This window comes from Kitasatospora sp. NPDC048715 (genome assembly GCF_043198905.1).
GTDB classification, from domain to species: Bacteria; Actinomycetota; Actinomycetes; order Streptomycetales; family Streptomycetaceae; genus Kitasatospora; species Kitasatospora lactacystinica.
In genome coordinates this window covers 156,263-180,951 of record NZ_JBICVH010000014.1, presented here as the reverse complement: position 1 = coordinate 180,951, position 24,689 = coordinate 156,263, and the positions used below count along the sequence as shown (strand labels likewise).

At 71.3% G+C, this 24,689-nt stretch carries 25 protein-coding genes; 15 read left to right on the top strand and 10 right to left on the bottom strand.

Features of this window, described 5'->3' with window-relative positions:
- Nucleotides 1–5 precede the first annotated feature (5 nt).
- The 3 genes from tpiA (at nucleotide 6) to ACGFSC_RS25780 (ending at nucleotide 1,608) form a co-directional block, all read left to right on the top strand.
- Entirely contained in the window at nucleotides 6–791 is a 786-nt protein-coding gene (tpiA, locus tag ACGFSC_RS25790) for a triose-phosphate isomerase (RefSeq protein WP_359912928.1), read from the top strand.
- 87 nt (nucleotides 792–878) lie between these two features.
- Complete coding sequence (gene secG, locus ACGFSC_RS25785; protein ID WP_359817184.1) at nucleotides 879–1,115, top strand: preprotein translocase subunit SecG; 237 nt, start codon at nucleotides 879–881, stop codon at nucleotides 1,113–1,115.
- Nucleotides 1,116–1,320: 205 nt separating this feature from the next.
- Nucleotides 1,321–1,608, top strand: a complete 288-nt coding sequence (locus tag ACGFSC_RS25780) for an RNA polymerase-binding protein RbpA (RefSeq protein ID WP_030238413.1) — start codon at nucleotides 1,321–1,323, stop codon at nucleotides 1,606–1,608.
- Nucleotides 1,609–1,698: 90 nt separating this feature from the next.
- Here the strand turns inward: ACGFSC_RS25780 and pgl are convergent, their stop codons facing one another.
- The 5 genes from pgl to tkt form a co-directional block, all read right to left on the bottom strand.
- Nucleotides 1,699–2,487 carry a 6-phosphogluconolactonase gene (pgl, locus tag ACGFSC_RS25775; protein ID WP_359912931.1) on the bottom strand — a complete coding sequence of 263 codons (789 nt, stop codon included), beginning with the start codon at nucleotides 2,485–2,487 and terminating at the stop codon, nucleotides 1,699–1,701.
- On the bottom strand, nucleotides 2,484–3,584 hold the full coding sequence (opcA, locus tag ACGFSC_RS25770; RefSeq protein WP_359912934.1) for a glucose-6-phosphate dehydrogenase assembly protein OpcA: 1,101 nt from the start codon (nucleotides 3,582–3,584) through the stop codon (nucleotides 2,484–2,486). Before opcA ends, pgl begins: the two co-directional genes overlap by 4 nt.
- Complete coding sequence (gene zwf / locus ACGFSC_RS25765; RefSeq protein ID WP_359912954.1) at nucleotides 3,581–5,170, bottom strand: glucose-6-phosphate dehydrogenase; 1,590 nt, start codon at nucleotides 5,168–5,170, stop codon at nucleotides 3,581–3,583. Before zwf ends, opcA begins: the two co-directional genes overlap by 4 nt.
- A 61-nt stretch (nucleotides 5,171–5,231) precedes the next feature.
- Entirely contained in the window at nucleotides 5,232–6,374 is a 1,143-nt protein-coding gene (gene tal, locus ACGFSC_RS25760) for a transaldolase (RefSeq protein WP_359912937.1), read from the bottom strand.
- 90 nt (nucleotides 6,375–6,464) lie between these two features.
- Nucleotides 6,465–8,564, bottom strand: a complete 2,100-nt coding sequence (gene tkt, locus ACGFSC_RS25755) for a transketolase (protein ID WP_359912940.1) — start codon at nucleotides 8,562–8,564, stop codon at nucleotides 6,465–6,467.
- Between the two features lie 463 nt (nucleotides 8,565–9,027).
- On the opposite strand from tkt, the gene ACGFSC_RS25750 reads away from it, so the two are divergent.
- The gene (locus ACGFSC_RS25750) at nucleotides 9,028–9,975 is read left to right on the top strand and encodes a heme o synthase (RefSeq protein WP_359912943.1); all 948 of its coding nucleotides are present in this window, start codon (nucleotides 9,028–9,030) and stop codon (nucleotides 9,973–9,975) included.
- Nucleotides 9,976–10,052: 77 nt separating this feature from the next.
- Here ACGFSC_RS25750 and ACGFSC_RS25745 read toward each other — a convergent pair whose 3' ends face one another.
- On the bottom strand, nucleotides 10,053–10,694 hold the full coding sequence (locus ACGFSC_RS25745) for a DUF2461 domain-containing protein (RefSeq protein ID WP_359912946.1): 642 nt from the start codon (nucleotides 10,692–10,694) through the stop codon (nucleotides 10,053–10,055).
- 72 nt (nucleotides 10,695–10,766) lie between these two features.
- Here ACGFSC_RS25745 and ACGFSC_RS25740 point away from each other — a divergent pair, with 72 nt between their 5' ends.
- Nucleotides 10,767–11,099 (top strand): hypothetical protein, encoded by a 333-nt coding sequence (locus ACGFSC_RS25740; RefSeq protein ID WP_359912949.1) that lies wholly within the window; start codon nucleotides 10,767–10,769, stop codon nucleotides 11,097–11,099.
- A 70-nt stretch (nucleotides 11,100–11,169) separates the two neighbouring features.
- On the opposite strand, the gene ACGFSC_RS25735 is transcribed toward ACGFSC_RS25740, so the two are convergent.
- Nucleotides 11,170–12,141, bottom strand: a complete 972-nt coding sequence (locus ACGFSC_RS25735) for a heme A synthase (RefSeq protein ID WP_380353692.1) — start codon at nucleotides 12,139–12,141, stop codon at nucleotides 11,170–11,172.
- 245 nt (nucleotides 12,142–12,386) lie between these two features.
- Between ACGFSC_RS25735 and ACGFSC_RS25730 the strand changes: the two genes are divergently transcribed.
- Nucleotides 12,387–13,697 carry a choice-of-anchor A family protein gene (locus ACGFSC_RS25730; protein ID WP_359905280.1) on the top strand — a complete coding sequence of 437 codons (1,311 nt, stop codon included), beginning with the start codon at nucleotides 12,387–12,389 and terminating at the stop codon, nucleotides 13,695–13,697.
- Between the two features lie 372 nt (nucleotides 13,698–14,069).
- On the top strand, nucleotides 14,070–14,747 hold the full coding sequence (locus ACGFSC_RS25725) for an LAETG motif-containing sortase-dependent surface protein (RefSeq protein WP_359905283.1): 678 nt from the start codon (nucleotides 14,070–14,072) through the stop codon (nucleotides 14,745–14,747).
- Between the two features lie 74 nt (nucleotides 14,748–14,821).
- On the opposite strand, the gene ACGFSC_RS25720 is transcribed toward ACGFSC_RS25725, so the two are convergent.
- Both ACGFSC_RS25720 and ACGFSC_RS25715 read right to left on the bottom strand, forming a co-directional pair.
- Nucleotides 14,822–15,598, bottom strand: a complete 777-nt coding sequence (locus tag ACGFSC_RS25720; protein ID WP_359905287.1) for an ABC transporter permease — start codon at nucleotides 15,596–15,598, stop codon at nucleotides 14,822–14,824.
- 20 nt (nucleotides 15,599–15,618) lie between these two features.
- Nucleotides 15,619–16,545 (bottom strand): ABC transporter ATP-binding protein, encoded by a 927-nt coding sequence (locus ACGFSC_RS25715; RefSeq protein WP_359905289.1) that lies wholly within the window; start codon nucleotides 16,543–16,545, stop codon nucleotides 15,619–15,621.
- A 163-nt stretch (nucleotides 16,546–16,708) separates the two neighbouring features.
- Here ACGFSC_RS25715 and ACGFSC_RS25710 point away from each other — a divergent pair, with 163 nt between their 5' ends.
- Genes ACGFSC_RS25710 through ACGFSC_RS25675 form a run of 8 tightly spaced genes read left to right on the top strand, consistent with a single transcriptional unit; the run spans nucleotide 16,709 to nucleotide 23,509 of the window.
- Complete coding sequence (locus ACGFSC_RS25710) at nucleotides 16,709–17,551, top strand: MarR family transcriptional regulator (RefSeq protein ID WP_359905292.1); 843 nt, start codon at nucleotides 16,709–16,711, stop codon at nucleotides 17,549–17,551.
- A gap of 9 nt (nucleotides 17,552–17,560) precedes the next feature.
- Nucleotides 17,561–18,976, top strand: a complete 1,416-nt coding sequence (gene sufB / locus ACGFSC_RS25705; protein ID WP_359905296.1) for a Fe-S cluster assembly protein SufB — start codon at nucleotides 17,561–17,563, stop codon at nucleotides 18,974–18,976.
- Between the two features lie 57 nt (nucleotides 18,977–19,033).
- Nucleotides 19,034–20,263 (top strand): Fe-S cluster assembly protein SufD, encoded by a 1,230-nt coding sequence (gene sufD, locus ACGFSC_RS25700; RefSeq protein ID WP_359905299.1) that lies wholly within the window; start codon nucleotides 19,034–19,036, stop codon nucleotides 20,261–20,263.
- A 5-nt stretch (nucleotides 20,264–20,268) separates the two neighbouring features.
- Complete coding sequence (locus tag ACGFSC_RS25695) at nucleotides 20,269–20,586, top strand: bifunctional 3-phenylpropionate/cinnamic acid dioxygenase ferredoxin subunit (protein WP_359905302.1); 318 nt, start codon at nucleotides 20,269–20,271, stop codon at nucleotides 20,584–20,586.
- A 6-nt stretch (nucleotides 20,587–20,592) separates the two neighbouring features.
- Nucleotides 20,593–21,357, top strand: coding sequence for a Fe-S cluster assembly ATPase SufC (gene sufC / locus ACGFSC_RS25690; protein WP_359905304.1), 765 nt, complete (start codon nucleotides 20,593–20,595; stop codon nucleotides 21,355–21,357).
- On the top strand, nucleotides 21,354–22,613 hold the full coding sequence (locus ACGFSC_RS25685; protein ID WP_359905307.1) for a cysteine desulfurase: 1,260 nt from the start codon (nucleotides 21,354–21,356) through the stop codon (nucleotides 22,611–22,613). Before sufC ends, ACGFSC_RS25685 begins: the two co-directional genes overlap by 4 nt.
- Nucleotides 22,614–22,632: 19 nt before the next feature.
- Nucleotides 22,633–23,085, top strand: coding sequence for a Fe-S cluster assembly sulfur transfer protein SufU (sufU, locus tag ACGFSC_RS25680; RefSeq protein ID WP_359905310.1), 453 nt, complete (start codon nucleotides 22,633–22,635; stop codon nucleotides 23,083–23,085).
- Between the two features lie 22 nt (nucleotides 23,086–23,107).
- Nucleotides 23,108–23,509: a metal-sulfur cluster assembly factor gene (locus tag ACGFSC_RS25675; RefSeq protein ID WP_359905313.1), complete on the top strand. Its 402-nt coding sequence runs from the start codon at nucleotides 23,108–23,110 to the stop codon at nucleotides 23,507–23,509.
- A 246-nt stretch (nucleotides 23,510–23,755) separates the two neighbouring features.
- Here ACGFSC_RS25675 and ACGFSC_RS25670 read toward each other — a convergent pair whose 3' ends face one another.
- On the bottom strand, nucleotides 23,756–24,646 hold the full coding sequence (locus ACGFSC_RS25670; RefSeq protein WP_359905316.1) for a hypothetical protein: 891 nt from the start codon (nucleotides 24,644–24,646) through the stop codon (nucleotides 23,756–23,758).
- Nucleotides 24,647–24,689 lie beyond the last annotated feature (43 nt).

Sequence of the window (24,689 nt, the reverse complement as noted above, 5' to 3'; positions counted from 1 at the left end):
CACACATGACCGACCGTCTCCCGCTGATGGCGGGCAACTGGAAGATGAACCTCAACCACCTTGAGGCCATCCAGCACACCCAGAAGCTGGCCTTCGCGCTGGCCGACAAGGACTACGAGGCCGTCGAGGTCGCCGTCCTGGTGCCGTTCACCGACCTGCGCTCGGTGCAGACCCTGGTCTTCGGCGACAAGCTGAAGATCAAGTACGGCTCGCAGGACATCTCGCAGCACGACGGCGGGGCCTACACCGGCGAGGTCTCCGGCCCGATGCTGGCCAAGCTCCAGTGCACCTACGCGGTGATCGGCCACTCCGAGCGCCGCCAGTACCACGGCGAGAACGAGGAGATCGTCAACGCCAAGGTGAAGGCCGCCTACCGGGCCGGGGTCACCCCGATCCTGTGCGTCGGCGAGCCGCTGGAGATCCGCAAGGCCGGCACCCACGTCGAGTACACCCTGGCCCAGCTGGACGGCGGCCTGGCCGACGTCCCGGCCCACCAGGCCGAGTCGATCGTGGTCGCCTACGAGCCGGTCTGGGCGATCGGCACCGGCGAGGTGGCCACCCCGGAGGACGCGCAGGAGGTCTGCGCCGCCATCCGCAAGCGGATCGCCGAGCTGTACGACGCCGAGCTGGCCGGCAAGGTCCGGGTGCTGTACGGCGGTTCGGTGAAGTCGTCGAGCGCGGCCGGTCTGATGGCCAAGCCCGACATCGACGGCGGCCTGGTCGGCGGTGCCTCGCTGGACGCCGACGAGTTCGTCAAGATCGTGCGCTACCGTGAGCAGGCAGTAGGCTAACGCCGCCGCAGCAACGTAGGCTTTGGGGCCGGACCGCCGTACGCGGCCCGGCCCCTTCGCCGAAGATACGAGAGAGTTGGTCCCGTCGTGGTTCTCGGGTTCTCGATTGCCCTGATCATCTTCAGTCTTCTGATGATCCTGCTGGTGCTGCTGCACAAGGGGAAGGGCGGCGGCCTGTCGGACATGTTCGGCGGTGGCGCGATGTCCACCGGCGGCGGTTCGGCGGTGGCCGAGCGCAACCTGGACCGCATCACCATCGTGGTCGGCGTGGGATGGTTCGCGTCCATCATCGTCCTCGGCCTGCTGATGAAGACCTCGGTCTGACGTATCCCTGACGCCCCGTCGCCCGAGCGCCTATCCTGGGACGGTCGGGTGCGGAGGCGATGGTGGCGGATGCTTAACTCCTGCTTACACTAGGACGACTTTCGCCACCGACGCGCACCGCGGCGGGTCGGCGCACCAGTACGCAGGGAGTCAGACCGTGGCAAGTGGCAATGCCATCCGTGGCAGCAGGGTCGGGGCCGGCCCGATGGGCGAGGCGGAACGCGGCGAGTCCGCCCCGCGCAACCGGATCTCCTTCTGGTGCGCGAACAAGCACGAGACCCGCCCCAGCTTCGCCGCCGAAGCGGCGATCCCGGACACCTGGGACTGCCCGCGCTGCGGCTTCCCCGCGGGGCAGGACCAGCACAACCCGCCGGCGCCCTCGCGCAACGAGCCCTACAAGACCCACCTCGCCTACGTCCGTGAGCGGCGCACCGACGCCGACGGCGAGGCGATCCTGGCCGAGGCGCTGGCGAAGCTCCGCGGCGAGATCTGAGTCCGGCGCAACGGTCCGAACGCAACGGCAAACAGCACGAAGGGCGCCACCGTCGAGTGACGGTGGCGCCCTTCGGCGTCGCCGGGCCGGCTACGCGGAGGCCGGCGGGTAGAGCTGCGGCGGGATCCGCTCCGCGGCGGCGCGGTCCAGCAGCCACAGGGTGCGGCCGCGGCCGTACGCGCCGGAGGCGGGCGCCTGGAGCTCGCCCGGGCCGGACAGCGCCAGCGCGACCGCGCCCGCCTTGTCCTCCCCGGCGGCCAGCAGCCAGACCTCGCGGGCGGTGCGGATCGCCGGGAGGGTGAGCGAGACCCGGGTCGGCGGGGGCTTGGGGGCCCCGCGCACGCCGACCACGGTCAGCTCGGTCTCCCGCACGCCCGGGTGCTCGGGGAAGAGCGAGGCGACGTGGGTGTCCGGGCCGACGCCGAGCAGCAGCACGTCGAAGGCCGGGACGCCGAGCCGGTCGCCCGGGCCGGCCGCCTTCGCCAACTCCTCGGCGTAGCGGGCGGCGGCGGCCTCCACGTCCGAGCCGTCCACCCCGTCCGAGGCGGGCATCTCGTGCACCCGCGCCGGGTCGAGCGGGACGGCGTCCAGCAGTTCGGCGCGCGCCTGGACGGCGTTGCGCTCCGGGTCGGCGGCGGGCAGGAAGCGCTCGTCGCCCCACCAGAGGTCCAGCCGGCCCCAGTCGACCGCGTCGCGCGCCGGGGAGGCGGCGATCGCGGCCAGCAGGGCGTTGCCGTTGCGGCCGCCGGTGAGCACCACCGAGGCGCTGCCGCGGGCGGCCTGGGCGTCCACGATCCGGGTGATCAGCCGGGCCGCGGCCGCCTGGGCCATCAGCTCCTTGTCCCGGTGGACGACGAGCTGGGGGGTCGCGTTGGTCATGCGCCTTCCTTGGTGGCGCGCTTGCCGGCGGCCTTCCGGGCGGGCTTCCGGTCCGCCGTCCCGGCGGTCACCCGGTCCGGGTTGGCCACGGCGGCCTCGGCGGCCTCCTCGACGGCGTCCTCGGCGACCTCCCGGGCGACCCGTTCCGCCGCCGCGGTCTCGGCGTTGGCCGGCTCGTGCAGCTGGTCGACGGGCGTGCGCACGGCCGTCGCGTAGATGTCGTCCGGATCCAGGCGGCGCAGCTCCTCGGCGATCAGCTCCGAGGTCTCGCGCCGCTTGAGCGCCACCTGGCGGTCCGGCGAGCCGGGCATGGAGAGCGTGCCCAGCAGGCCGTCCGGGCGGTCCAGGGTGATGTCCCCGTCCTTGGTGCGCAGGTGCACCGCGGTGATGCCGGGGCCGTTGGTGACGACCCGCTCGACCGGCACGTGCAGCCGGTTGGTCAGCCAGAGGCCGAGCAGCTCGACGCTGGGGTTGTAGGACTCGCCCTCGACCACCGCGGAGACGATCGTGGACGGCCGCTGGTCCAGCGCGGCGGCCAGCATCGAGCGCCAGCCGGTGACCCGGGTCCAGGCCAGGTCGGTGTCGCCCGGGGTGTAGCTCTGCGCGCGCTGGGCGAGCTGGCCGACCGGGGACTCGGCGGTGACGGCGTCGGTGATCCGGCGCTGGGCGATCGAGCCCAGCGGGTCCTGCGCCGGGTGCAGCGGCGCGTTGTCCGGCCACCAGACGACGGTCGGGGCGTCCGGCAGCAGCAGCGGCAGGACCACCGACTGGGCGTGCGCGGCGAGTTCGCCGTGCATCCGCAGGACGACCGTCTCGCCGGAGCCGGCGTCCGAGCCGACCAGGATCTCGGCGTCCAGCCGGGTCTCGGCGCGGGCCCGGGGCGAGCGCCCGGCGCGCTTGATCACCGCGAGGGTGCGCATCGGGTGCTCGCGGGAGGCGTCGTTGGCGGCCTTGAGGGCGTCGTAGGCGCTGCCCTCGTCGGTCACTATCACCAGGGTGAGCACCATGCCGGCGGCGCCGGAACCGCGGGCCCGGCGCGCCTCCATCAGCGCGGCGTTGATCTTGCTGGACGTCGTGTTGGTGAGGTCGATCTTCATGGCCGGCGCCAGCTCCTGCCGTCTCGTGCGAGCATCTCGTCCGCCTCGACCGGGCCCCAGGTCCCCGCCGCGTACTGGGCGGGCTTGCCGTGGGTGTCCCAGTACTTCTCGATCGGGTCGAGGATCTGCCAGGAGAGCTCGACCTCCTGGTGGCGCGGGAACAGGTTGGCGTCGCCGAGCAGCACGTCGAGGATGAGCCGCTCGTACGCCTCCGGGCTGGACTCGGTGAAGGACTCGCCGTAGGCGAAGTCCATCGTCACGTCCCGGACCTCGAAGGAGGTGCCCGGCACCTTGGAGCCGAACCGCACGGTGACGCCCTCGTCCGGCTGGACCCGGATGACCAGGGCGTTCTGCCCCAGCTCCTCGGTCGCGTAGGAGTCGAACGGCAGGTACGGGGCGCGCTGGAAGACGACCGCGATCTCGGTGACCCGGCGGCCCAGGCGCTTGCCGGTCCGCAGGTAGAACGGGACGCCCGCCCAGCGGCGGTTGTTGATCTCCAGCTTGATGGCCGCGTAGGTGTCGGTCTTGGAGTCCGGGTCGATCCCGTCCTCGTCCAGGTAGCCGACGACCTCCTCGCCGCCCTGCCAGCCGGACGCGTACTGGCCGCGCACGGTGTGCCGGCCGAGGTCGGCCGGGAGCTTCACGGCGCTGAGCACCTTGAGCTTCTCGGCCACCAGCGCCTTGGGGTGGAAGGACGCCGGCTCCTCGATGGCGGTGAGCGCCATCAGCTGGAGCAGGTGGTTCTGGATCACGTCACGGGCGGAGCCGATGCCGTCGTAGTAGCCGGCCCGGCCGCCGATGCCGATGTCCTCGGCCATGGTGATCTGCACGTGGTCGACGTACGACCGGTTCCAGATCGGCTCGAACATCTGGTTGGCGAAGCGCAGCGCCAGGATGTTCTGGACCGTCTCCTTGCCCAGGTAGTGGTCGATCCGGAAGACCTCGTCCCGGGGGAAGACCTCGTGGACGACCTTGTTGAGCTCCTGCGCGCTCTCCAGGTCGTGGCCGAAGGGCTTCTCGATGACCGCGCGGCGCCAGGAGGTCCTGCCGGTCCCCTCCTGCCCGTTGGCGGGCGAGGAGGGCGGGTCGGCCAGGCCGTGCTTCTTGAGCTGCTGGACGACGGTGGGGAAGAACTTCGGCGGGACGGACAGGTAGAAGGCGAAGTTGCCGCCGGTGCCCTGGGCCTTGTCCAGCTCCTCGATGGTCTCGCGCAGCTTGTCGAAGGCGTCGTCGTCGTCGAAGGTCCCGTGGACGAAGCGCATGCCCTTGGCGAGCTGCTGCCAGACCTCCTCCCGGAACGGGGTGCGGGCGTGGTCCCGGACGGCGTCGTGGACCTCCTTGGCGAAGTCCTCGTCGTCCCACTCGCGGCGGGCGAAGCCGACGAGGGAGAAGCCCGGCGGAAGCAGACCGCGGTTGGCCAGGTCGTAGATGGCCGGCATCAGCTTCTTGCGGGACAGGTCGCCGGTGACCCCGAAGATGACCAGACCGGACGGCCCCGCGATGCGCGGGAGCCGTCGGTCGGAGGGGTCACGAAGCGGGTTGACGGGGGTGGGCGGGAGATCGTCCGCGTCCGATTCCGGTGTCAACTCGGGGAAATCAGTGCTCACTTGATGGGCTCCGCTTTCGTGCGCTGGCTGTGAGCAGGGGTCACTTCTCGTCGGCGAAGGAAGCGAGCGAGGCGGTGACGGTGTCGAGCAGCTCGTTCCAGGACTGCTCGAACTTCTCGACGCCCTCGTCCTCCAGCAGCTGGACGACGTCGTCGTAGTCCACGCCGGCCGCGGCGATCGCGTCCAGCACGGCCTTGGCGTCGGCGTAGTTGGGGACGATGGTGTTGCCGGTGACCACGCCGTGGTCGCCGGTGGCCTCCAGGGTGGCCTCGGGCATCGTGTTGACGGTGCCGGGGGCGACCAGCTCGGTGACGTACAGGGTGTCCGGCAGGGCCGGGTCCTTGACGCCGGTCGAGGCCCACAGCGGGCGCTGCGGCTTGGCGCCGGCGGCCTCCAGGGCGCTCCAGCGGGCGCTGCCGGCGGTCTTGCCGTCGACGCTGCCGAAGACCTCCTCGTACGCCTGGTAGGCGAGGCGGGCGTTGGCCAGCGCGGCCTTGGAGCGCAGGTTCCTGGCCTCGCCCCCGATCTTGTCCAGGCGCTTGTCGATCTCGGTGTCCACGCGGGAGACGAAGAAGGAGGCGACCGACTCGATCTGGGAGAGGTCCAGGCCCTTGGCCTTGGCGGCCTCCAGGCCGGTCAGGTAGGCGTCGATGACGGCCTTGTAGCGCTCCAGCGAGAAGATCAGCGTGACGTTGACGCTGATGCCCCTGCCGATGACCTCGGCGATCGCGGGCAGGCCGGCCTTGGTGGCGGGGATCTTGATGAAGACGTTCGGGCGGTCGACCAGCCACCACAGCTGCTTGGCCTCGGCCACGGTGGTGGCGGTCTCGTGCGCCAGGCGCGGGTCGACCTCGATGGAGACCCGGCCGTCGCGGCCGTTGGAGGCGTCGTAGACGGGGCGCAGCACGTCGGCCGCGTCGCGCACGTCCGAGGTGGTGATCATGCGGATCGCCTCGTCGGTGGTGACCTTGCGGACGGCGAGGTCGCGCAGCTGGCCGTCGTAGGAGTCGTCCCCGGAGCCGGCGATGGCCTTCTGGAAGATGGTCGGGTTGGTGGTCACGCCCACCACGTGCTTGTTCTGCACCAGTTCGGCCAGGTTGCCGGAGTTCAGCCGCTTGCGGCTGAGGTCGTCCAGCCAGATCGCAACGCCTTCGTCGCTGAGGCGCTTCAGTGCGTCAGTCATGGTGCTTCAGTCCCTTTGTTCTTCTGCTTCGTGGGGTGGTCGAAGGGCCGGGGCGCCGATGTGCGGTCGGCGGCCCCGGCCCGGGTGCCGCTAGCGGTTGACGGCCTCGAGGGAGCGCAGGGCGTTGTGGGCCTCGGCCACCACGCGCTCGGCGGTGATGCCGAACTCCTCGAAGAGCACCTTGTAGTCGGCGGAGGCGCCGAAGTGCTCCAGCGAGACGATCCGGCCGTGGTCGCCGACCAGCTCGCGCCAGCCCTGGGCGATGCCGGCCTCGACCGAGACGCGGGCCTTGACCGACGGCGGCAGCACGCTGTCGCGGTAGGCCTGGTCCTGCTCCTGGAACCACTCGAAGGACGGGACCGAGACCACGCGAGTGGCGATGCCCTCGGCCTCCAGCACCTCGCGGGCCTGGACGGCCAGCTGGACCTCGGAGCCGGTGCCCAGCAGGATCACCTGCGGGTCGCCGGTGGAGGCCTCGGCCAGCACGTAGGCGCCCTTGGCGGTGCCCTCGGCGGAGGCGAAGACCTCGCGGTCGAAGGTCGGGACGTTCTGGCGGGTCAGCGCGAGGCCGACCGGGCCGGGGTGGCTGGTCTGGCGCTCGATGACGGTGCGCCAGGCGACGGCCGTCTCGTTGGCGTCGGCCGGGCGGACCATGGCCAGGCCCGGGATGGCGCGCAGCGAGGCCATGTGCTCGACCGGCTGGTGGGTCGGGCCGTCCTCGCCGAGGCCGATCGAGTCGTGCGTCCAGACGTAGGTGACCGGCAGCTTCATCAGCGCGGCCAGGCGGACGGCCGGGCGCATGTAGTCGGCGAAGACCAGGAAGGTGCCGCCGTACACGCGGGTCCTGCCGTGCAGGGCGATGCCGTTCATGGTCGAGCCCATGGCGTGCTCGCGGATGCCGAAGTGGATCGTCCGGCCGTACGGGCTCGCCGACTTCAGCGGGTTGCCCTCGGGGAGGAAGGAGCTGTCCTCGTCGATGGTGGTGAGGTTGGACTCCGCGAGGTCGGCCGAGCCGCCCCACAGCTCCGGGATCACCGCGCCGAGCGCCTTGAGGGTCTCGCCGGAGGCCTTGCGGGTGGCGACGTCCTTGCCGGCCGGGAAGGACGGGACGGCCTTCTTCCAGCCCTCGGGCAGCTCGCCGGCCTGGATGCGGTCGAACTCGGCGGCCCGGTTCGCGTCGGCGGCGCGCCAGGCGTCGAAGCCCTGCTGCCACTGGTCGCGGGCGGCCTTGCCGCGCTTGATGACCAGCCGGGCGTGCTCGATGACCTGGTCGCTGACCTCGAAGGTCTTCTCCGGGTCGAAGCCCAGGACCTTCTTGGTGGCGGCGATCTCGGCGGCGCCGAGCGCGGAGCCGTGCGCCTTGGCGGTGTTCTGGGCGTCCGGGGCCGGCCAGGCGATGATCGTGCGCATCGCGATCATCGACGGGCGGGCGGTCTCGGCCTTGGCGGCGGCCAGCGCACCGGCGAGGGCCTCGACGTCGATGTCGCCGTTGGCCTTCGGGGTGACGCGCTGCACGTGCCAGCCGTACGCCTCGTAGCGCTTGAGGACGTCCTCGGAGAAGGCCGTCTCGGTGTCGCCCTCGATCGAGATGTGGTTGTCGTCGTACAGCGCGACCAGGTTGCCCAGCTTCTGGTGGCCGGCCAGCGAGGAGGCCTCGGCGGAGATGCCCTCCTCCAGGTCGCCGTCGGAGACGATGGCCCAGACGGTGTGGTCGAAGGGGGACTCCCCGGCCGCCGTCTCCGGGTCGAACAGGCCGCGCTCGTAGCGGGCGGCCATCGCCATGCCGACCGCGTTGGCGATGCCCTGGCCGAGCGGGCCGGTGGTGGTCTCCACGCCGGCGGTGTGGCCGTGCTCGGGGTGGCCCGGGGTGCGGCTGCCGGCCACCCGGAAGGCCTTGAGGTCGTCCAGCTCCAGGCCGTAGCCCGAGAGGTACAGCTGGGTGTAGAGCGTCAGGCTGGTGTGCCCGGGGGAGAGGACGAAGCGGTCGCGCCCGACCCAGGACGGGTCCGTCGGGTCGTGGCGCAGGAATCGCTGGAAGATCAGGTACGCGGCCGGGGCCAGCGACATGGCCGTCCCGGGATGTCCGTTGCCGACCTTCTGGACAGCGTCCATGGCCAGGACCCGCGCGGTGTCAACCGTGCGCTCGTCCAGATCGGTCCACTCGAATGCGTTCGTCGGCGCAGTGCTCACCCTGTCTCAGGGCTCCTTCCATTGTGAAGAGTGACCCCGTGAATGGGGACCGGGTCGGCCACGGCGCTGTGGTCCCGACGCTGGGTGGTGCCGGTCACGGAGGGTAGATCCCGCTTCTGCGTGCGAGCCTACCGTCCGGGTCGGGGCTCACCCTCCGTGCTGGGACAACCGGCAATTCCCCCTGCAGATTCCCACCGGGAAGGCCGGGAGGGATTTGTCCCAGACTCTCCCGAATCGCGGCTCCGCGCCGCTCCGGTGGTCAGGACGGGCTAGCGGACCTCCCCGGAGGCCTCCGGGGGCGTCGCCCGGGCGGTTCACCCGGGGGTGTGCGTTCCGCCTCGCCGGGGGACCCCGGAGCCGGATGCGATATATGGAACGTCTATGGTGTCGTGGTACGCGCAGAGCGGACGATTCGGGACCCTTCGTTCCTGTGGACGCCTGCGAGGATTCATCTTCAGTTGGGGTGTTAGTGACCGCCGTCGAAACCCGTCCCGCCGGGGTCACCGGGGCGACTCCTGCGCACCGGCCGTTCGGGGCCCGTGTCGGCGCGTTCGTCGCACTGACCAAGCCGCGGATCATCGAGCTGCTGCTGATGAGCACCGTGCCGGTGATGTTCCTGGCTCAACAGGGCGTGCCGAACATGCTGCTGGTGCTGAAGGTCGTCATCGGCGGCTACCTCTCGGCCGGCGGCGCCAACGCCCTCAACATGTACATCGACCGGGACATCGACGCGATCATGTCGCGCACCGAGCGGCGGCCGATCGTCACCGGGATGGTGTCGCCGCGCGAGGCGCTGGTGTTCGGCGTCGTGCTCGCGGTCGTCTCGACCCTGCTGCTGGGCTTCGGGGTCAACTGGCTGTCGGCCGGGCTGGCGCTGGGCGCGCTGCTGTTCTACGTGTTCGTCTACACGCTGGGTCTCAAGCGGCGCACCTCGCAGAACATCGTCTGGGGCGGCATCGCAGGCTGCATGCCGGTGCTGGTCGGCTGGTCCTCGGTGACCAACTCGATGTCCTGGGCCGCGGTGATGCTGTTCCTGGTGGTGTTCTTCTGGACGCCGCCGCACACCTGGGTGCTGTCGATGAAGGTCCGCGACGACTACGCGCGGGCCGGCGTGCCGATGCTGCCGGTGATCAAGGGCAACGTGGCGGTCGGCAAGCAGGTCGTCATCTACTCCTGGGTGATGGTGGCGGTCTCGCTGGCGCTCTGGCCGCTGGGACACATGAGCTGGCTGTACCCGGTCGCCGCGGTGCTGCTGGGCGCGGCCTGGCTGCGCGAGGCGCACGCGCTGTACGGGCGGGCCAAGGCCGGCATCGTGGGCGCCAAGCTCAAGGAGATGCGGCTGTTCCACTGGTCGATCACCTACCTGTCGCTGCTGATGGTGGTCTGCGCGATCGACCCGTTCGTCAAGTAGGGATCCGTTCGCGAAGCAGGGATTCGTCGGGAGAGCCCCGGTCCGGTGGACCGGGGCTCTCCCGCGTTCCGGGGGTGTCAGCGTCCGGGGAGTCCGGACGGGCCGACGTGGTCGTCCAGCCAGTCCCGCAGCGGCTGGGAGGCGTGCAGGAAGCCGGTGATCCGGGTGTGGGCGGCGCGGGTGCCCAGCCACTTCGCGGGCTCCCACTCCTGCCAGGCCACCAGGCCCTTGTGGCGCAGCAGCCCGATCCTGGGGTGGTCCTTGGGGTAGCCGCGCGGGGCCGACTTGAGGGAGTCCCGGCCCACCACCAGCGGGCCCTGCTGCTCCACCCGGGCGATCACCCGCTCCAGCTCCGCGCCGGTGACGTCCTCCGCGACGGCGGCGCGGTAGCGCTCCAGCTGGTCCGGGGCGAGCTGGTAGAAGCCGTTGCCGCAGGCCAGCCCGTCGGCGGAGAGCTGGATGTAGCCGCCGCTCTCCAGATGGGCGCCGATGTGGGTCTTGTACGGGGACTTGTCGGCGCTGAACCGGACGTCGCGGTTGGGCCGGAAGATCTTCCCCGGCCCGAACTCCGGCTCCAGTTCGGCGAGCAGCAGCTCCATCGGGGCCCGGACGACGCCGTCGTAGACGTCCTTGTGGGCCTGCCAGAAGGTCTTGGAGTTGTCGGCTTCCAGGTGCTCGTAGAAGTCGAGCGCCTCGGCCGGCCAGCCGGAGAAGGTCACTCCTCCAGTATGTGGCCCGGTGCACAGGGTGCTCCCGTCGCCAGCGGCGCTACCGGTGGGTAGCATGCGGGCATGAGCAGCGTTGAGACCGCCACCGCGCCGGACGCCCGTACCGAGCGCCGTGCCAAGCGCATCGCCAAGCACCTGACCAGCTTCGCCCGGCAGCACGGCGGCAGCGCCGACGCGGTCGTCGAGTACGTCGGCTCCGTGGCCACCCGGATCGTCGTGGTGGGCGCGGACGGCGCCTGGGGCGACCAGGTGGCCCCCAGCTACGCCGTCGGCCGCCGGGCCGCGGAGCTGGCCGGGCTGACCCTGCACGAGGACTTCGAGGGCGAGCTGGGCCTCAAGGTGAAGACCGGCGCGTACGAGTGGAAGCGGATGGCCGGCATCCAGCTCGGCGGCTGAACCCGGCCCGGACACGGCGACGGCCCGGCTCCTCCGTGCGGAGGAGCCGGGCCGTCGGTGCTGCCGGGGGTCAGACCGAGGCGGTCTGCGGGGCCCGGGCGGGCAGCTGATCGGCGGCCGCCGCGTCCGCGCGGGTGCGCAGGGCGAGCGGGACGCGCAGCGCGGCGATCCAGGTGAGGGCGGCGAGCAGCATGTGCAGGCCGACCATGAGCTCGGGCGCGTCGGTGAAGTACTGGACGAAGCCGAGCACGCCCTGCAGCAGCAGGACGGCGAGCAGTTCCTTGGCCCGGGCGCGGGCGGGCTGCGGGGCCTTGACGGCGGCGAAGACGAAGATCACCGCGATGGCCAGGCCGACCGAGACGAACGCGAAGTCGGCGTGGAACTGGGCGAGGCGGTCGTAGTCGATCGGGATGCGCGGGACGATCTTGTTGTCCTTGGGCGTGCCGGGGTGGTGGCCGGCGCCGGTCACCAGGGTGCCGGCCGCGACGAGCAGGCCGATCACGGTGACCAGGACGTACGAGAGCTGGTGGATCGGCCGGGCCACCGAGAGGCGGGGCGGGCCGTCGCCCTCCTTGGACCGCTCCCACATCAGCAGCGCGACCCAGACCAGGGCCATCGCGGCGATCATGTGCAGCGCCACGGTGTACGGGTTGAGGCCGGTCAGCACGGTGATGCCGCCGAGCACGGCGTTGCTCATCACCAGCCAGAACTGCGCCCAGCCGAGCCGGGTCATGCTGTGCCGCCAGGGCCGGTGGCAGCGGGCGGCCAGGATGGCCCAGCCGACGGCGGCGCTCAGCACGTAGGTGAGCATCCGGTTGGTGAACTCGACGACGCCGTGGAAGCCCATCTCGGCGGTGGGCGTCAGGCTCTCGTCGGTGCATCGGGGCCAGGTCGTACAGCCGAGGCCGGAGGCGGTGAGCCGGACGGCGCCGCCGGTGACGACGATCACCACGCTCATCACCAGCGCGGCGAACGTGGCGCGGCGGACCATCTCGGCGGATGGCTGCCAGCGCTCGGCGAGCAGGGAGAAGGGGTTAGGCACGGGGTCAATCGTAGGCGGCCTTACAGGCGATCTTGGGGCGGGGCACGGCTGCGCGCGGCCGTGGGCGGCGGAGTCCGGGGCCGGCGACACGCCGGGACGGGACACGCGGACAAAGGGGGTGAATCCCTCAAGATGCGCATTGGTCTTGACCAATTGTGGTTCGGGTGGAGAGAGTGCGCCTCTGGTCCATACCTTTTTTCGGACCTCTCTCCCACCTCCTCCCGCACGTAAGCGGAGACCTGCACATGCGCATATCCACTTCCGCCGCCGCGCTCGCCGTCGGTGGCTCCCTCGCACTGGCCGGCCTCATCGCGCCGGCCGCCCAGGCCGTCGGCGCCGACCAGGAGTGCCGCGGTCTCGGGGTCGCCAACCTCTACGGCGAATTCATCGAGGGCGACGACACCCACACCCCCGACGCCGAGGGCGCGGTCGCGGTCGGCGGCAACGCCGACTTCACCGGCGGCTTCTCGGTCGGCCAGGAGCTCACCGCGGCCCAGGTCGACGCCCTGCCCGGCAAGAACGCCCTGGTCGTGGCGGGTCGGATCACCGGCCACAACACCCAGGTGATGAAGGGCAACGGCGTCTTCGGCTCCAAGGCCGACGGCGCCACCGTCCAGGCCCACCAGGGGGCCGTCGCCCAGGGCTCCTCGCCGATCGACTTCAAGGCCGAGTTCGCCAAGCTGCGCGCCGCCGCGACCTCGCTGGCCGCCGTGCCGCAGACCGCCGGCGCCACCGTCCAGGCCGAGGGCGCCAAGCTGACGTTCACCGGCGGGGACGCGAAGTACAACAGCTTCACCGTCGACGCGGCCAGGCTGCAGGGCGCCAAGGACGTCTTCCTCAAGGTGCCGGCCGGCTCGGTGACGGTGGTCAACGTGACCGGCGGCTCGTACGACATGGCGGCGGCCGGGACCACCGGCTTCCACCTGTGGGACGAGGGCCGGAAGGCCTTCGTGCTGGACGACAAGCTGCAGAGCGCCGCGGGCGGGGCGATCCGCTCCAAGCTGCTCTGGAACTTCCCGACCGCCACCAAGGTGGTCAAGAACAGCCAGGCCGCCTGGGCCGGGACCGTGCTCGCGCCGAACGCCGCCTTCGACCTCGGCAGCGGCGGTCCGGTCAACGGCTCGGTGATCGCCGCCTCGCTGACCGGCAAGGGCGGTGCGGAGACGCACCACTACCCCTTCACCGGCTGCCTGCCGGGCACCGTGCCGACGCCGTCCGGCACGCCGACGGTGCCGCCGACCGTGCCGAGCGGCTCGCCGTCGGCCACGCCGAGCGCCTCGACCTCCCCGAGCGGTTCGGCGAGCCCCTCGGGCAGCCCGTCCGCCCCGGCGACCGGCACGCCCGGCGCGAGCGGTTCGCCCAGCGCGTCGGCCGGTGGCGCGACCACCGCCCCGTCGGCCTCGGGCAGCCCGTCCGCCCAGCCGGACGCGGGCGGCAACCTGGCGCACACCGGCTCCGGCCCGGTGCTGCCGCTGGCGATCGGCGGTGCGGTCGTGCTCGCGGCCGGCGGCGCGATCGTGGTGGCGGCCCGGCGCAAGGCGGCCAGGAAGGCCTGAGCCGGTCGAGCCCGCCCCGGCCGCGGCCCCGGCCGCGGAGGGGCGGAATCGACGGAAAGGCCGGAATGGCCCGCTGTTCGTCGGCTGACTGAATAGGAGCCCTCGGTGATTGAACCCGATCACCGAGGGCTCCGTTCTGTCTTGAAGGTGACGAAGTCCATTCAGGTTTGTCGAATCCGCGTTCCGCGAGGTGACAGCTGTGATGGGCTGGTCATGCACATCGGAAGACGGACGGACAGTCGATATCCGGTCGTACGGCGGGGTGTGGCGGGGTGCGGGAGTGCCGGTAGAGTCCCCCGGACAGTCGTAGCGGGCCACCGCGAACCACTCAACACGCCTGCTGCACAAGACCGTTCGGAGGGGAACAAAGTAATGGCACGACAGCAGCGGCACTTCGCGATCGGTGCGACGGCGCTTGCCGGAACGGCTGCGGCCGGTTTTCTCCTGCCCCTGGCGCTGGCCACCAATGCCTCGGCGCACGTGCCGAGTTGGACGGTGACCTGCGACAAGATCGTGATCGATCTGATCAACTACAGCGGCAACGAGACCGTGAAGAACACCGTCAGCCTCACCATCGACGGCGAGAAGGTCCTGGACGGCAAGACCTTCCCGAAGGAGTACCACGGCACCTTCCCGGTGAAGGATCACAACGCCCCGATCAAGGCGAACCTGGTGGTCACCACCACGGAGAACCCGAACGAGAAGGGCTGGAACATCAACGAGACCAAGACCATCGAGCCGTGCCACACGCCGACTCCCACCCCCACGCCCACCCCCACCAAGACGCCGACCCCGACGCCGACGCCGACCGCGACCCCGACCCCCACGCCGTCGACCACGCCCCCGGCCACGCCGACCCCGTCGGCCACGCCCACCCCGAGCAAGACCCCGACGCCGACCCCGACGCCCACCACCAGCGCGCCGGCGCTCGCCCAGACCGGTAGCAGCGACTCGACCCCGATCATCGCGGCGGCCGGCGGCGGCGTGCTGCTGGTCGGCGGCGCGCTCGTCCTGCTCGCCCGCAAGCGCCGCGGCGGCAGCGAGAGCTGACACCCCGGCCCGATGACCACGACGCCCCCCGGCCCAAGGCGGCCGGGGGGCGTCGTGCGTCGGTACCCGCCGACCTACTCCCAGCGGAAGAAGCGGGCGGCCGCGGCCAGGCCGAGCACCGACCAGCCGGCCAGGACGCCGAGGTCGGCCCACGGCACCCCGGCGCCGTTCTGGAGCACCGACCGCAGGCCGTCCGAGAGCGCCGAGATCGGCAGCAGCTCCAGCACCGACCGCACGGCCTCGGGGAACCTGGTCAGCGGCACGATCACCCCGCCGCCGAGCAGCAGCAGGACGAACACCAGGTTGGCGCCGGCCAGGGTGGCCTCGGCCTTCAGGGTGCCGGCCATCAGCAGGCCCAGCCCGGAGAAGGCGGCGGTGCCGAGGACCAGCAGCGCGGCGACGGTCAACGGGTCGCCGTGCGGGGACCAGCCGAGGGCCAGTGCGATCACCGACAGCAGCGCCACCTGCAGCGCCTCCGTCACCAGGACGCAGCCGGTCTTGGCGGTCAGCAGCGCCCAGCGCGGCAGCGGGCTGGCGCCGAGCCGCTTCAGGACGCCGTAGCGGCGCTCGAACCCGGTGGCGATGGCCTGGCCGGTGAAGGCGGTGGACATCACGGCCAGCGCCAGCAGGCCGGGCGCCAGGAAGTCGACCCGCTTGCCGGGGCCCTCGACCGCGACGACGTCCACGGCGGAGAACAGCACCAGCAGCACGGTCGGGATGACCACGGTGAGCAGCAGCTGCTCACCGTTGCGCAGCAGCATCCTGGTCTCGAACGCGGTCTGGGCGAGCAGCATCCGGCCGACGGGCGCGGGGCCCGGCGCGGGGGAGTAGTCGGTCGTGGCGGCGGTCATGGTTCCCTCGCTCCGTTCGCTCACGAGCGCAGCTCCCGTCCGGTCAGGTCGAGGAAGACGTCCTCCAGGCTGCGGCGCTGGACGGACAGCCGTTCGGGCAGGACGCCGGAGGCCGCGCACCAGCCGGTGACGGTGGCCACCAGCCTCGGGTCGACGGGCGCCTCGACGCGGTAGCTGCCGGGGGCGGTCTCGGTGGCCGTGGCGCCCTCGGGCAGCTCCTTGAGCAGCGGTCCGAGGTCGAGGCCGGGCGGGCCGTCGAAGCGCAGGAAGTCCTCGGCGCCGCCGCGGCACAGCTCCTCGGTGGTGCCGTCGGCGATCACCCGGCCGCGGTCCACGACGGCGACCCGGTCGGCGAGCTGCTCGGCCTCGTCCATGTGGTGGGTGGTGACGACCACGGTGACGCCGTCCCGGCGCAGGTCGCGCACCAGCTCCCAGGTGGCCCGCCGGGCCTGCGGGTCGAGGCCCGCGGTGGGCTCGTCCAGGAAGACCAGCTCGGGGCGGCCGACCACGGCCATCGCCAGGGCGAGCCGCTGCTGCTGGCCGCCGGACAGCCGCCGGTAGGCGGTGCGGCCGCAGGAGCCGAGGCCGAGGCGCTCGACCAGGGCGTCCACGTCCAGCGGGTGGGCGTGCAGCTTGGCGGTGTGCCGCAGCATCTCGACGGCGCGCGCGCCCGCGTACACGCCGCCGGACTGCAGCATGACGCCGATCCGGGGCCGCAGCGCGGCGCTCTGGGCGACCGGGTCGAGGCCGAGGACCCGGACGGTGCCGGCGTCGGGGCGGCGGTAGCCCTCGCAGGTCTCGATGGTGGTGGTCTTGCCGGCGCCGTTGGGGCCGAGGACGGCGGTGATCGCGCCGGCCGGGATGGTGAGGTCGAGGCCGTCCACCGCGAGCTTGTCGCCGTAGCGTTTGACCAGCCCGGCGATCTGGACCGCGGGTTCGGAGTGCATACCGGCGAGTGTAAGAGGGCCTGACGCGCGGGCCGGACGGCGGCTCGATGATCGTTTTCGCAGGTCAGGTAAGGCTAACCTGCGTGACAGATGACACCGGTGAGGCCTGGATCACGGGTTGTCCCGGCGGAAGGAATTACGCAACACTGGTGTTGTGAAAAACATGCGCGAGCACGCCCAGCAGCAGGAGGCCGAGACGGCCTCCTCCTGCGACGTGCCCGTGACGGCGGCCGAGGTGCTGCTGGAGGGCCACCGGGCCACCCGGGACCGGGTCGCCCGGTCGATCCTGGACCACGGCCCCTCCTCCGCCGCCGACCTGGCGAACCGGCTCGGCCTCACCGCCGCCGCCGTCCGCCGCCACCTCGACGGGCTGGTCGCCACCGGCCTGGTCGAGTCCCGCGAACAGCGGGTCTACGGAAGCCGCGGCCGGGGCCGTCCGGCCAAGGTCTTCGCCCTCACCGACGCCGGCCGGGACGCCTTCTACCAGGCGTACGACCAGCTCGCCGCCGACGCGCTGCGCTGGATCGCGGACTCGGTGGGCGGCGGCAAGGCGGGGGAGGAGGCGGTCGCCGCCTTCGCCCGCGCCCGGTTCGGCCAGCAGGCCGAGAAGTACCTGGAGGCCCTGCGCCTGGCCGCCGCCGGGGAACGCACCGAGGCGCTGGCCCAGGCGCTGAGCGCGGACGGGTACGCTGCCACGGTGCGGCGTGTCCCGTCGGCCGCGGCCAAGGCCCCGGCGGGCGCCCAGCTCTGCCAGCACCACTGCCCGGTCGCGCACATCGCCGAGCAGTTCCCGCAGCTCTGCGAGGCGGAGACCGAGGTCTTCTCCCAGCTCCTGGGCACCCATGTGCAACGGCTGGCCACGATCGCCCACGGCGACGGGGTCTGCACCACCTATGTGCCGGCACCCGGTGCCGCATCGTCGCCCGCCCAGCCCCCGGCGGGACGCGGCTCCGATGCAGTGCCGACTGCCGGTACGTCCACCGAAGATTCAGCGTCCGCGCGTTAGGAAGCTCGCATGACTGACACCGTTTCGCACCCCGAGCTCGAAGGCCTCGGCAATTACGAGTACGGCTGGGCCGACCCGGACACCGCCGGTGCCGCGGCCAAGCGCGGGCTCAGCGAGGAGGTCGTCCGCGACATCTCGGCGAAGAAGAACGAGTCCGAGTGGATGCTGAACCTGCGGCTCAAGGGCCTGAAGCTGTTCGGCAAGAAGCCCATGCCGACCTGGGGCTCCGACCTCTCCGGCATCGACTTCGACAACATCAAGTACTTCGTCCGCTCCACCGAGAAGCAGGCCGAGTCCTGGGAGGACCTGCCCGCGGACATCAAGGCCACCTACGACAAGCTCGGCATCCCGGAGGCGGAGAAGCAGCGCCTGGTCGCCGGTGTCGCCGCCCAGTACGAGTCCGAGGTCGTCTACCACCAGATCCGTGAGGACCTGGAGGAGCAGGGTGTCATCTTCCTGGACACCGACACCGCGCTGCGCGAGCACCCGGAGATCTTCAAGGAGTACTTCGGCACCGTGATCCCGGTCGGCGACAACAAGTTCGCCGCGCTGAACACGGCCGTGTGGTCCGGCGGCTCGTTCATCTACGTGCCGAAGGGCGTGCACGTGGACATCCCGCTCCAGGCCTACTTCCGGATCAACACCGAGAACATGGGCCAGTTCGAGCGGACGCTGATCATCGTCGACGAGGACGCCTACGTCCACTACGTCGAGGGCTGCACCGCCCCGATCTACTCCTCCGACTCGCTGCACTCGGCGGTCGTGGAGATCATCGTCAAGAAGGGCGGCCGCTGCCGCTACACGACCATCCAGAACTGGTCGAACAACGTCTACAACCTGGTCACCAAGCGCGCCGTGGCGTACGAGGGCGCGACCATGGAGTGGGTCGACGGCAACATCGGCTCCAAGGTCACCATGAAGTACCCGGCCGTCTACCTGATGGGCGAGCACGCCAAGGGCGAGACCCTGTCGATCGCCTTCGCGGGCGAGGGCCAGCACCAGGACGCCGGCGCCAAGATGGTGCACATGGCGCCGAACACCTCCTCCAACATCGTCTCCAAGTCGGTGGCGCGCGGCGGCGGCCGGACCTCCTACCGCGGCCTGATCGAGATCGGCGAGGGCTCCAAGGGCGCCAAGTCCAACGTGCTGTGCGACGCGCTGCTGGTGGACACCATCTCCCGCTCGGACACCTACCCGTACGTGGACGTCCGCGAGGACGACGTGTCCATGGGCCACGAGGCGACCGTCTCCAAGGTCAGCGAGGACCAGCTCTTCTACCTGATGAGCCGCGGCCTGACCGAGTTCGAGGCGATGGCGATGATCGTCCGCGGCTTCGTCGAGCCGATCGCGCGCGAGCTGCCGATGGAGTACGCGCTGGAGCTCAACAGGCTGATCGAGCTGCAGATGGAGGGCGCGGTCGGCTGACCCCAGGCCGCCGCCGCCGTCCACTCATTTCCGAGGAAGAGAGCACTACGAACAGCCATGGCTGAGCAGAACACCACCGGCTCCACCACCGCCGGGTCGATCGAGGTCGGCACCGCCGGCGCGGGCGCGCAGCTCGCCGGCCCCGGCACCGGCCGCACCGCGGTCCAGCAGCCGATCGACGCGCGCGTCGCGGTCAAGCCGTCCTTCGACGTGAACGACTTCCCGGTGCCCACCGGCCGCGAGGAGGACTGGCGGTTCACCCCGCTGCACCGCCTCGGCGGGCTGCACGACGGCACCGCCGCCTCCGCCCCGCGCGGTGAGGACAAGGTCGAGTTCACGCTGCCGGACGGCGTCACCGCCGAGACCGTCGGCCGGGACGACGCCCGCCTGGGCAAGGCCGGCAAGCCGGTCGACCGGGTCGCCGCGCAGGCGTTCAGCGCCTTCGAGCAGGCGCTGGTGGTCACCGTCCCCAAGGAGTCGGTGCTCGCCGAGCCGGTCAGGATCGACGTGCGCGGCGAGGGCGGCGTCCGCTTCGCCCACGTGGTGATCGACGTCAAGCCGTTCGCCGAGGCCGTCGTGGTGCTGAACCACGAGGGCACCGGCACCCGGGCCGCCAACGTCGAGCTGCTGGTCGGCGAGGGCGCCAAGCTCACCTTCGTCTCCGTGCAGGACTGGGAGCGCGACGCCGTCCACGCCGCCCAGCACAACGCGCTGATCGGCCGGGACGCCTCCTTCAAGTCCGTGGTCGTCACCTTCGGCGGCGACCTGGTCCGCCTGCACCCGCGGGTCACCTACGCGGGCCCCGGCGGCGAGGCCGAGCTGTTCGGCCTCTACTTCGCCGACGCCGGCCAGCACCTGGAGCACCGCCTGGTGATCGACCACGACACGCCGCACTGCCGGTCGAACGTGGCGTACAAGGGCGCGCTCCAGGGCCAGGACGCGCACGCGGTCTGGGTCGGCGACGTGCTGATCCGCGCCGCCGCGGTCGGCACCGACACCTACGAGCTCAACCGGAACCTGGTGCTCACCGACGGCGCCCGGGTCGACTCGATCCCGAACCTGGAGATCGAGACCGGCGAGATCGTCGGCGCCGGCCACGCCTCGGCGACCGGCCGCTTCGACGACGAGCAGCTGTTCTACCTGCAGGCCCGCGGCATCCCGGCCGACGAGGCGCGCCGCCTGGTCGTGCGCGGCTTCTTCGCCGAGCTGCTCCAGCAGATCGGCGTGGCCGAGGTCCAGGACCAGCTCATGGAGAAGATCGACGCCGAGCTGGAATCGGCGGTCTGAACGCGATGACCTTCCTCCGTGCCTGCGCGCTGAGCGACCTCCAGGAGGACGTTCCCAAGCGCGTGGACCTCAACGGCGTGCCGGTCTCCGTCGTCCGCACCGACGAGGGGGTGTTCGCGGTCAACGACACCTGCTCGCACGCGAACGTCTCGCTCTCCGAGGGCGAGGTCGAGGACTGCATGATCGAGTGCTGGCTGCACGGCTCCAGCTTCGACCTGCGCACCGGCAAGCCGTCCGGCCTGCCCGCCACCAAGCCGGTCGCTGTCTACCCCGTAAAGATCGAAGGGGACGATGTGCTCGTCTCCGTCAACCAGGAGTCCTGAGTACACATGGCAACCCTTGAAATCCGCGACCTGCACGTCTCCGTGGACGCCGAGAACGGCCCGCGCGAGATCCTGAAGGGCGTGGACCTGACCGTGAAGCAGGGCGAGACCCACGCCATCATGGGTCCGAACGGCTCCGGCAAGTCCACCCTCGCCTACTCGCTGGCCGGCCACCCCAAGTACACCGTCACCGGCGGCTCGGTGCTGCTGGACGGCGAGGACGTCCTGGAGATGTCCGTCGACGAGCGCGCCAAGGCCGGCGTCTTCCTGGCCATGCAGTACCCGGTCGAGGTCCCCGGCGTCTCGGTCTCCAACTTCCTGCGCACCGCCGCCACCGCCGTCCGCGGCGAGGCCCCCAAGCTGCGGCTGTGGGTGAAGGAGGTCAAGGAGGCGATGGCCGCCCTCCAGATGGACCCGGCCTTCGCCGAGCGCAACGTCAACGAGGGCTTCTCCGGCGGTGAGAAGAAGCGCCACGAGATCCTCCAGCTGGAGCTGCTCAAGCCGAAGATCGCGATCCTCGACGAGACCGACTCCGGCCTCGACGTCGACGCGCTGCGGGTCGTCTCCGAGGGCATCAACCGGGTCCGCTCGACCGGCGAGGTCGGCACCCTGCTGGTGACCCACTACACCCGCATCCTGCGGTACATCAAGCCCGACCACGTCCACGTCTTCGCGGGCGGCCGCATCGTCGAGTCCGGCGGCGCCGAGCTGGCCGACAAGCTGGAGGAAGAGGGCTACGAGTCGTATGTGAAGGGGGGCGCGTCCGAGTGACCCATCCGTTTGCGGGACTGCTCGACACCGACGCGATCCGCAAGGACTTCCCGGTCCTCCAGCGGGTGCTGCACGACGACAAGCCGCTGGTCTACCTGGACAACGCGGCCACCTCGCAGAAGCCGCGCCAGGTGCTGGACGCCCTGAACGCCTACTACGAGCGGCACAACGCCAACGTCCACCGCGGCGTGCACGTGCTCGCCGAGGAGGCCACGGCGCTGTACGAGGGCGCCCGGGACAAGGTCGCGGCCTTCGTCAACGCGCCGAGCCGCAACGAGGTGATCTTCACCAAGAACGCCTCGGAGTCGCTCAACCTCGTCGCCAACATGCTGGCCTGGGCCGACGAGCCCTACCGGGTGGACGCCGACTCCGAGATCGTCATCACGGAGATGGAGCACCACTCCAACATCGTCCCCTGGCAGCTGCTGTCGCAGCGCAGCGGCGCGAAGCTCAAGTGGTTCGGGCTGACCGACGAGGGCCGGCTCGACCTGTCGAACATCGACGAGCTGATCACCGAGAAGACCAAGGTGGTCTCCTTCACCCTGGTCTCCAACCTGCTCGGCACGATCAACCCGGTCGAGACGATCGTCCGCAAGGCCCAGTCGGTCGGCGCGCTGGTCGTCATCGACGCCTCGCAGGCCGCGCCGCACATGGTGCTGGACGTGCAGGCGCTGGAGGCCGACTTCGTCGCCTTCACCGGCCACAAGATGCTGGCCCCGACCGGCATCGGCGTGCTCTGGGGCCGCCAGGAGCTGCTGGAGGACCTCCCGCCGTTCCTCGGCGGCGGCGAGATGATCGAGACCGTCACCATGGGCTCGTCCACCTACGCCCCGGCGCCCCACAAGTTCGAGGCCGGCACCCCGCCGATCGCCCAGGCGGTCGGGCTCGGCGCGGCCATCGACTACCTCCAGGGCATCGGCATGGAGAAGATCGCGGCGCACGAGCACGCGATCACCGAGTACGCCGTCGAGCGGCTGCTGGAGGTCCCCGACCTGCGGATCATCGGCCCGCGCACGGCCGTGGACCGCGGTGCCGCGATCTCCTTCACCCTCGGCGACATCCACCCGCACGACGTGGGCCAGGTGCTGGACGAGCAGGGCATCGCCGTGCGCGTCGGCCACCACTGCGCGCGGCCGGTGTGCCTGCGGTACGGAATTCCGGCGACCACGCGGGCGTCGTTCTATCTGTACTCGACGCCGGGCGAGGTCGACGCGCTGATCGACGGCCTGCACCACGTCCGGAACTTCTTCGGCTGAGGGACGGGGCAGGACGACCATGAAGCTCGACTCGATGTACCAGGACATCATCCTGGACCACTACCGCAACCCGCACGGCAAGGGGCTGCGGGACGGTGACGCCGAGGTGCACCACGTCAACCCGACGTGCGGCGACGAGATCACCCTGCGGGTGAAGCTCGACGGCGCCACCGTCACCGACGTCTCGTACGAGTCGCAGGGCTGTTCGATCAGCCAGGCGAGCGCCTCGGTGCTCAACGACCTGGTGGTCGGCAAGACCGTGGGCGAGGCGCAGGCGGTCCAGGAGGCCTTCCTGGAGCTGATGCAGAGCAAGGGCCAGGGCGAGGGCGACGAGGAGGTGCTGGAGGACGCGGTCGCGTTCGCCGGCGTCTCCAAGTACCCGGCCCGGGTCAAGTGCGCCCTGCTCAGCTGGATGGCCTGGAAGGACGCCACCGCCCAGGCGCTCGCCCACAACCCCGCCGTGAACGACTGACCCCGCAGAGGAGGACAAGACCATGAGTGACGAGAGCACCACCACCACCACCACCGGCACCGAGGCCCCCGCTGCGGAGCAGCAGACCGGTCTCATCGTCGGCACCACCGCCGGCACGGTCTCGGTCGAGGACCTGACCGAGGCCCTGATGGACGTCGTCGACCCCGAACTGGGCATCGACGTCGTCAACCTGGGCCTGATCTACGGCATCCACATCGACGAGTCCGACGTGGCCACCATCGACATGACGCTCACCTCGGCGGCCTGCCCGCTGACCGACGTCATCGAGGACCAGGCCAAGACCGCCACCGACGGCCTGGTGCAGGACCTGCGCATCAACTGGGTCTGGATGCCGCCGTGGGGCCCGGACAAGATCACCGACGACGGCCGCGACCAGCTCCGCGCCCTCGGCTTCAACGTCTGAGGACGTTCGCCGATCGTCAACCTGCTGCCGCGCGAACCGAGGGGTTCGCGCGGCAGCGGCGTTTCCGCGCCCCGCTTCGCCCGCCGCCGGGTGAACACCCGCGCGTGATCTGCTTCGTTGAGCAGGTTCACCGCCGTTCCCCACCATCCACCCCCCACCCGCCTGCCGGCGGGTGCCCGCCCCGGCCCTCGCGGCGCGCCGCCCGGCCAGGCGGCGCGCGGCGCTGATGGAGCAGGGCGACGTGGTTCAGGCGGCGATGTGTGCAGGTCGACTGCCGGTCATCGCGGAGCGCAGTGCGGTTCGGACCCGGGCGGCACCCGCGGCTGCCACGTCCGCCCCCTGGCCGACCGTGAGGGATCGGGTTGTCAGGCCGGCGCACGGGCGGCAGATGCCCGGTCGGGGCACGGGGTCGTGGCACTTGGCGCACTCGGAGTACCGGGCTGGTGGCCGTGCGGCGGGCCGCGCGGGCGGCATCTTGTGCTCCAGGCGGTAGCGGAGCACGGCGGCCGCCGAGTGCACCGGGGTGGGCAGGCCCGGCAGCAGGGCCTGGGCGAGGTCGGTGTGGGCCGCGCCGCGCTGCAGCCACTGTGCGACGAGGGGCGCGAGTTCGGCGGCTTCGGCCTCGCCCAGGCGCAGTCGGGGCTCGGGGCGGATCACCCGGAACAGCGTGGCGACCGCCTCGCGGACCTCTTCGGTCTCGAAATCCTCCTCCCGTCCTTCTGATTCGACGTCATCGGCCGGACTCGCGGGGAGGGTGGGTTCTTGCTGCCGGTCCTTTACAACAGGGCTGCCAGCGCGCCCGGTGGCCGCTCCACCGGGCGCCGGACGGGTGACATCCGGCGCGAACCATGGTGTGTCGTACACGTGGGTCTCGGTGCGGATGGTGCCGTCCGGCATGCGGATCTTCTCAACGCGGTAGAAGCCCGCGTCGGTCAGCTCCTTCAGGGCCTTGCGGATCGCTCCGCGCCCCTGCGGGCTGGAGTCGGCCATGTGCCGACCGTCCTCCCGCCAGCCGTCGGGGCGGGAGAGGAGATCCGCGAGCAGGCCGCGGGCGGTGTAGCTCAACCGCCGGTACTGAAGCACGGCGTTGGGCAGCACGGTGAAGTTGCGCACGTGGGCGCTACGATGGACGCGCATCGGGAGATTCAGCTCCTGTTGCCGGACCCCGGGGTGTTACCAG

Coding starts and splice junctions, on each gene's coding strand:
- tpiA (WP_359912928.1), top strand. CDS start 6: ATGACCGACCGTCTCCCGCTGATGGCGGGCAACTGGAAGATGAACCTC.
- ACGFSC_RS25780 (WP_030238413.1), top strand. CDS start 1,321: ATGGGCGAGGCGGAACGCGGCGAGTCCGCCCCGCGCAACCGGATCTCC.
- pgl (WP_359912931.1), bottom strand. CDS start 2,487: ATGACCAACGCGACCCCCCAGCTCGTCGTCCACCGGGACAAGGAGCTG.
- opcA (WP_359912934.1), bottom strand. CDS start 3,584: ATGAAGATCGACCTCACCAACACGACGTCCAGCAAGATCAACGCCGCG.
- tal (WP_359912937.1), bottom strand. CDS start 6,374: ATGACTGACGCACTGAAGCGCCTCAGCGACGAAGGCGTTGCGATCTGG.
- ACGFSC_RS25740 (WP_359912949.1), top strand. CDS start 10,767: ATGAGCAGCGTTGAGACCGCCACCGCGCCGGACGCCCGTACCGAGCGC.
- ACGFSC_RS25730 (WP_359905280.1), top strand. CDS start 12,387: ATGCGCATATCCACTTCCGCCGCCGCGCTCGCCGTCGGTGGCTCCCTC.
- ACGFSC_RS25725 (WP_359905283.1), top strand. CDS start 14,070: ATGGCACGACAGCAGCGGCACTTCGCGATCGGTGCGACGGCGCTTGCC.
- ACGFSC_RS25720 (WP_359905287.1), bottom strand. CDS start 15,598: ATGACCGCCGCCACGACCGACTACTCCCCCGCGCCGGGCCCCGCGCCC.
- ACGFSC_RS25715 (WP_359905289.1), bottom strand. CDS start 16,545: ATGCACTCCGAACCCGCGGTCCAGATCGCCGGGCTGGTCAAACGCTAC.
- ACGFSC_RS25710 (WP_359905292.1), top strand. CDS start 16,709: ATGCGCGAGCACGCCCAGCAGCAGGAGGCCGAGACGGCCTCCTCCTGC.
- sufB (WP_359905296.1), top strand. CDS start 17,561: ATGACTGACACCGTTTCGCACCCCGAGCTCGAAGGCCTCGGCAATTAC.
- sufD (WP_359905299.1), top strand. CDS start 19,034: ATGGCTGAGCAGAACACCACCGGCTCCACCACCGCCGGGTCGATCGAG.
- ACGFSC_RS25695 (WP_359905302.1), top strand. CDS start 20,269: ATGACCTTCCTCCGTGCCTGCGCGCTGAGCGACCTCCAGGAGGACGTT.
- sufC (WP_359905304.1), top strand. CDS start 20,593: ATGGCAACCCTTGAAATCCGCGACCTGCACGTCTCCGTGGACGCCGAG.
- sufU (WP_359905310.1), top strand. CDS start 22,633: ATGAAGCTCGACTCGATGTACCAGGACATCATCCTGGACCACTACCGC.
- ACGFSC_RS25675 (WP_359905313.1), top strand. CDS start 23,108: ATGAGTGACGAGAGCACCACCACCACCACCACCGGCACCGAGGCCCCC.
- ACGFSC_RS25670 (WP_359905316.1), bottom strand. CDS start 24,646: ATGCGCGTCCATCGTAGCGCCCACGTGCGCAACTTCACCGTGCTGCCC.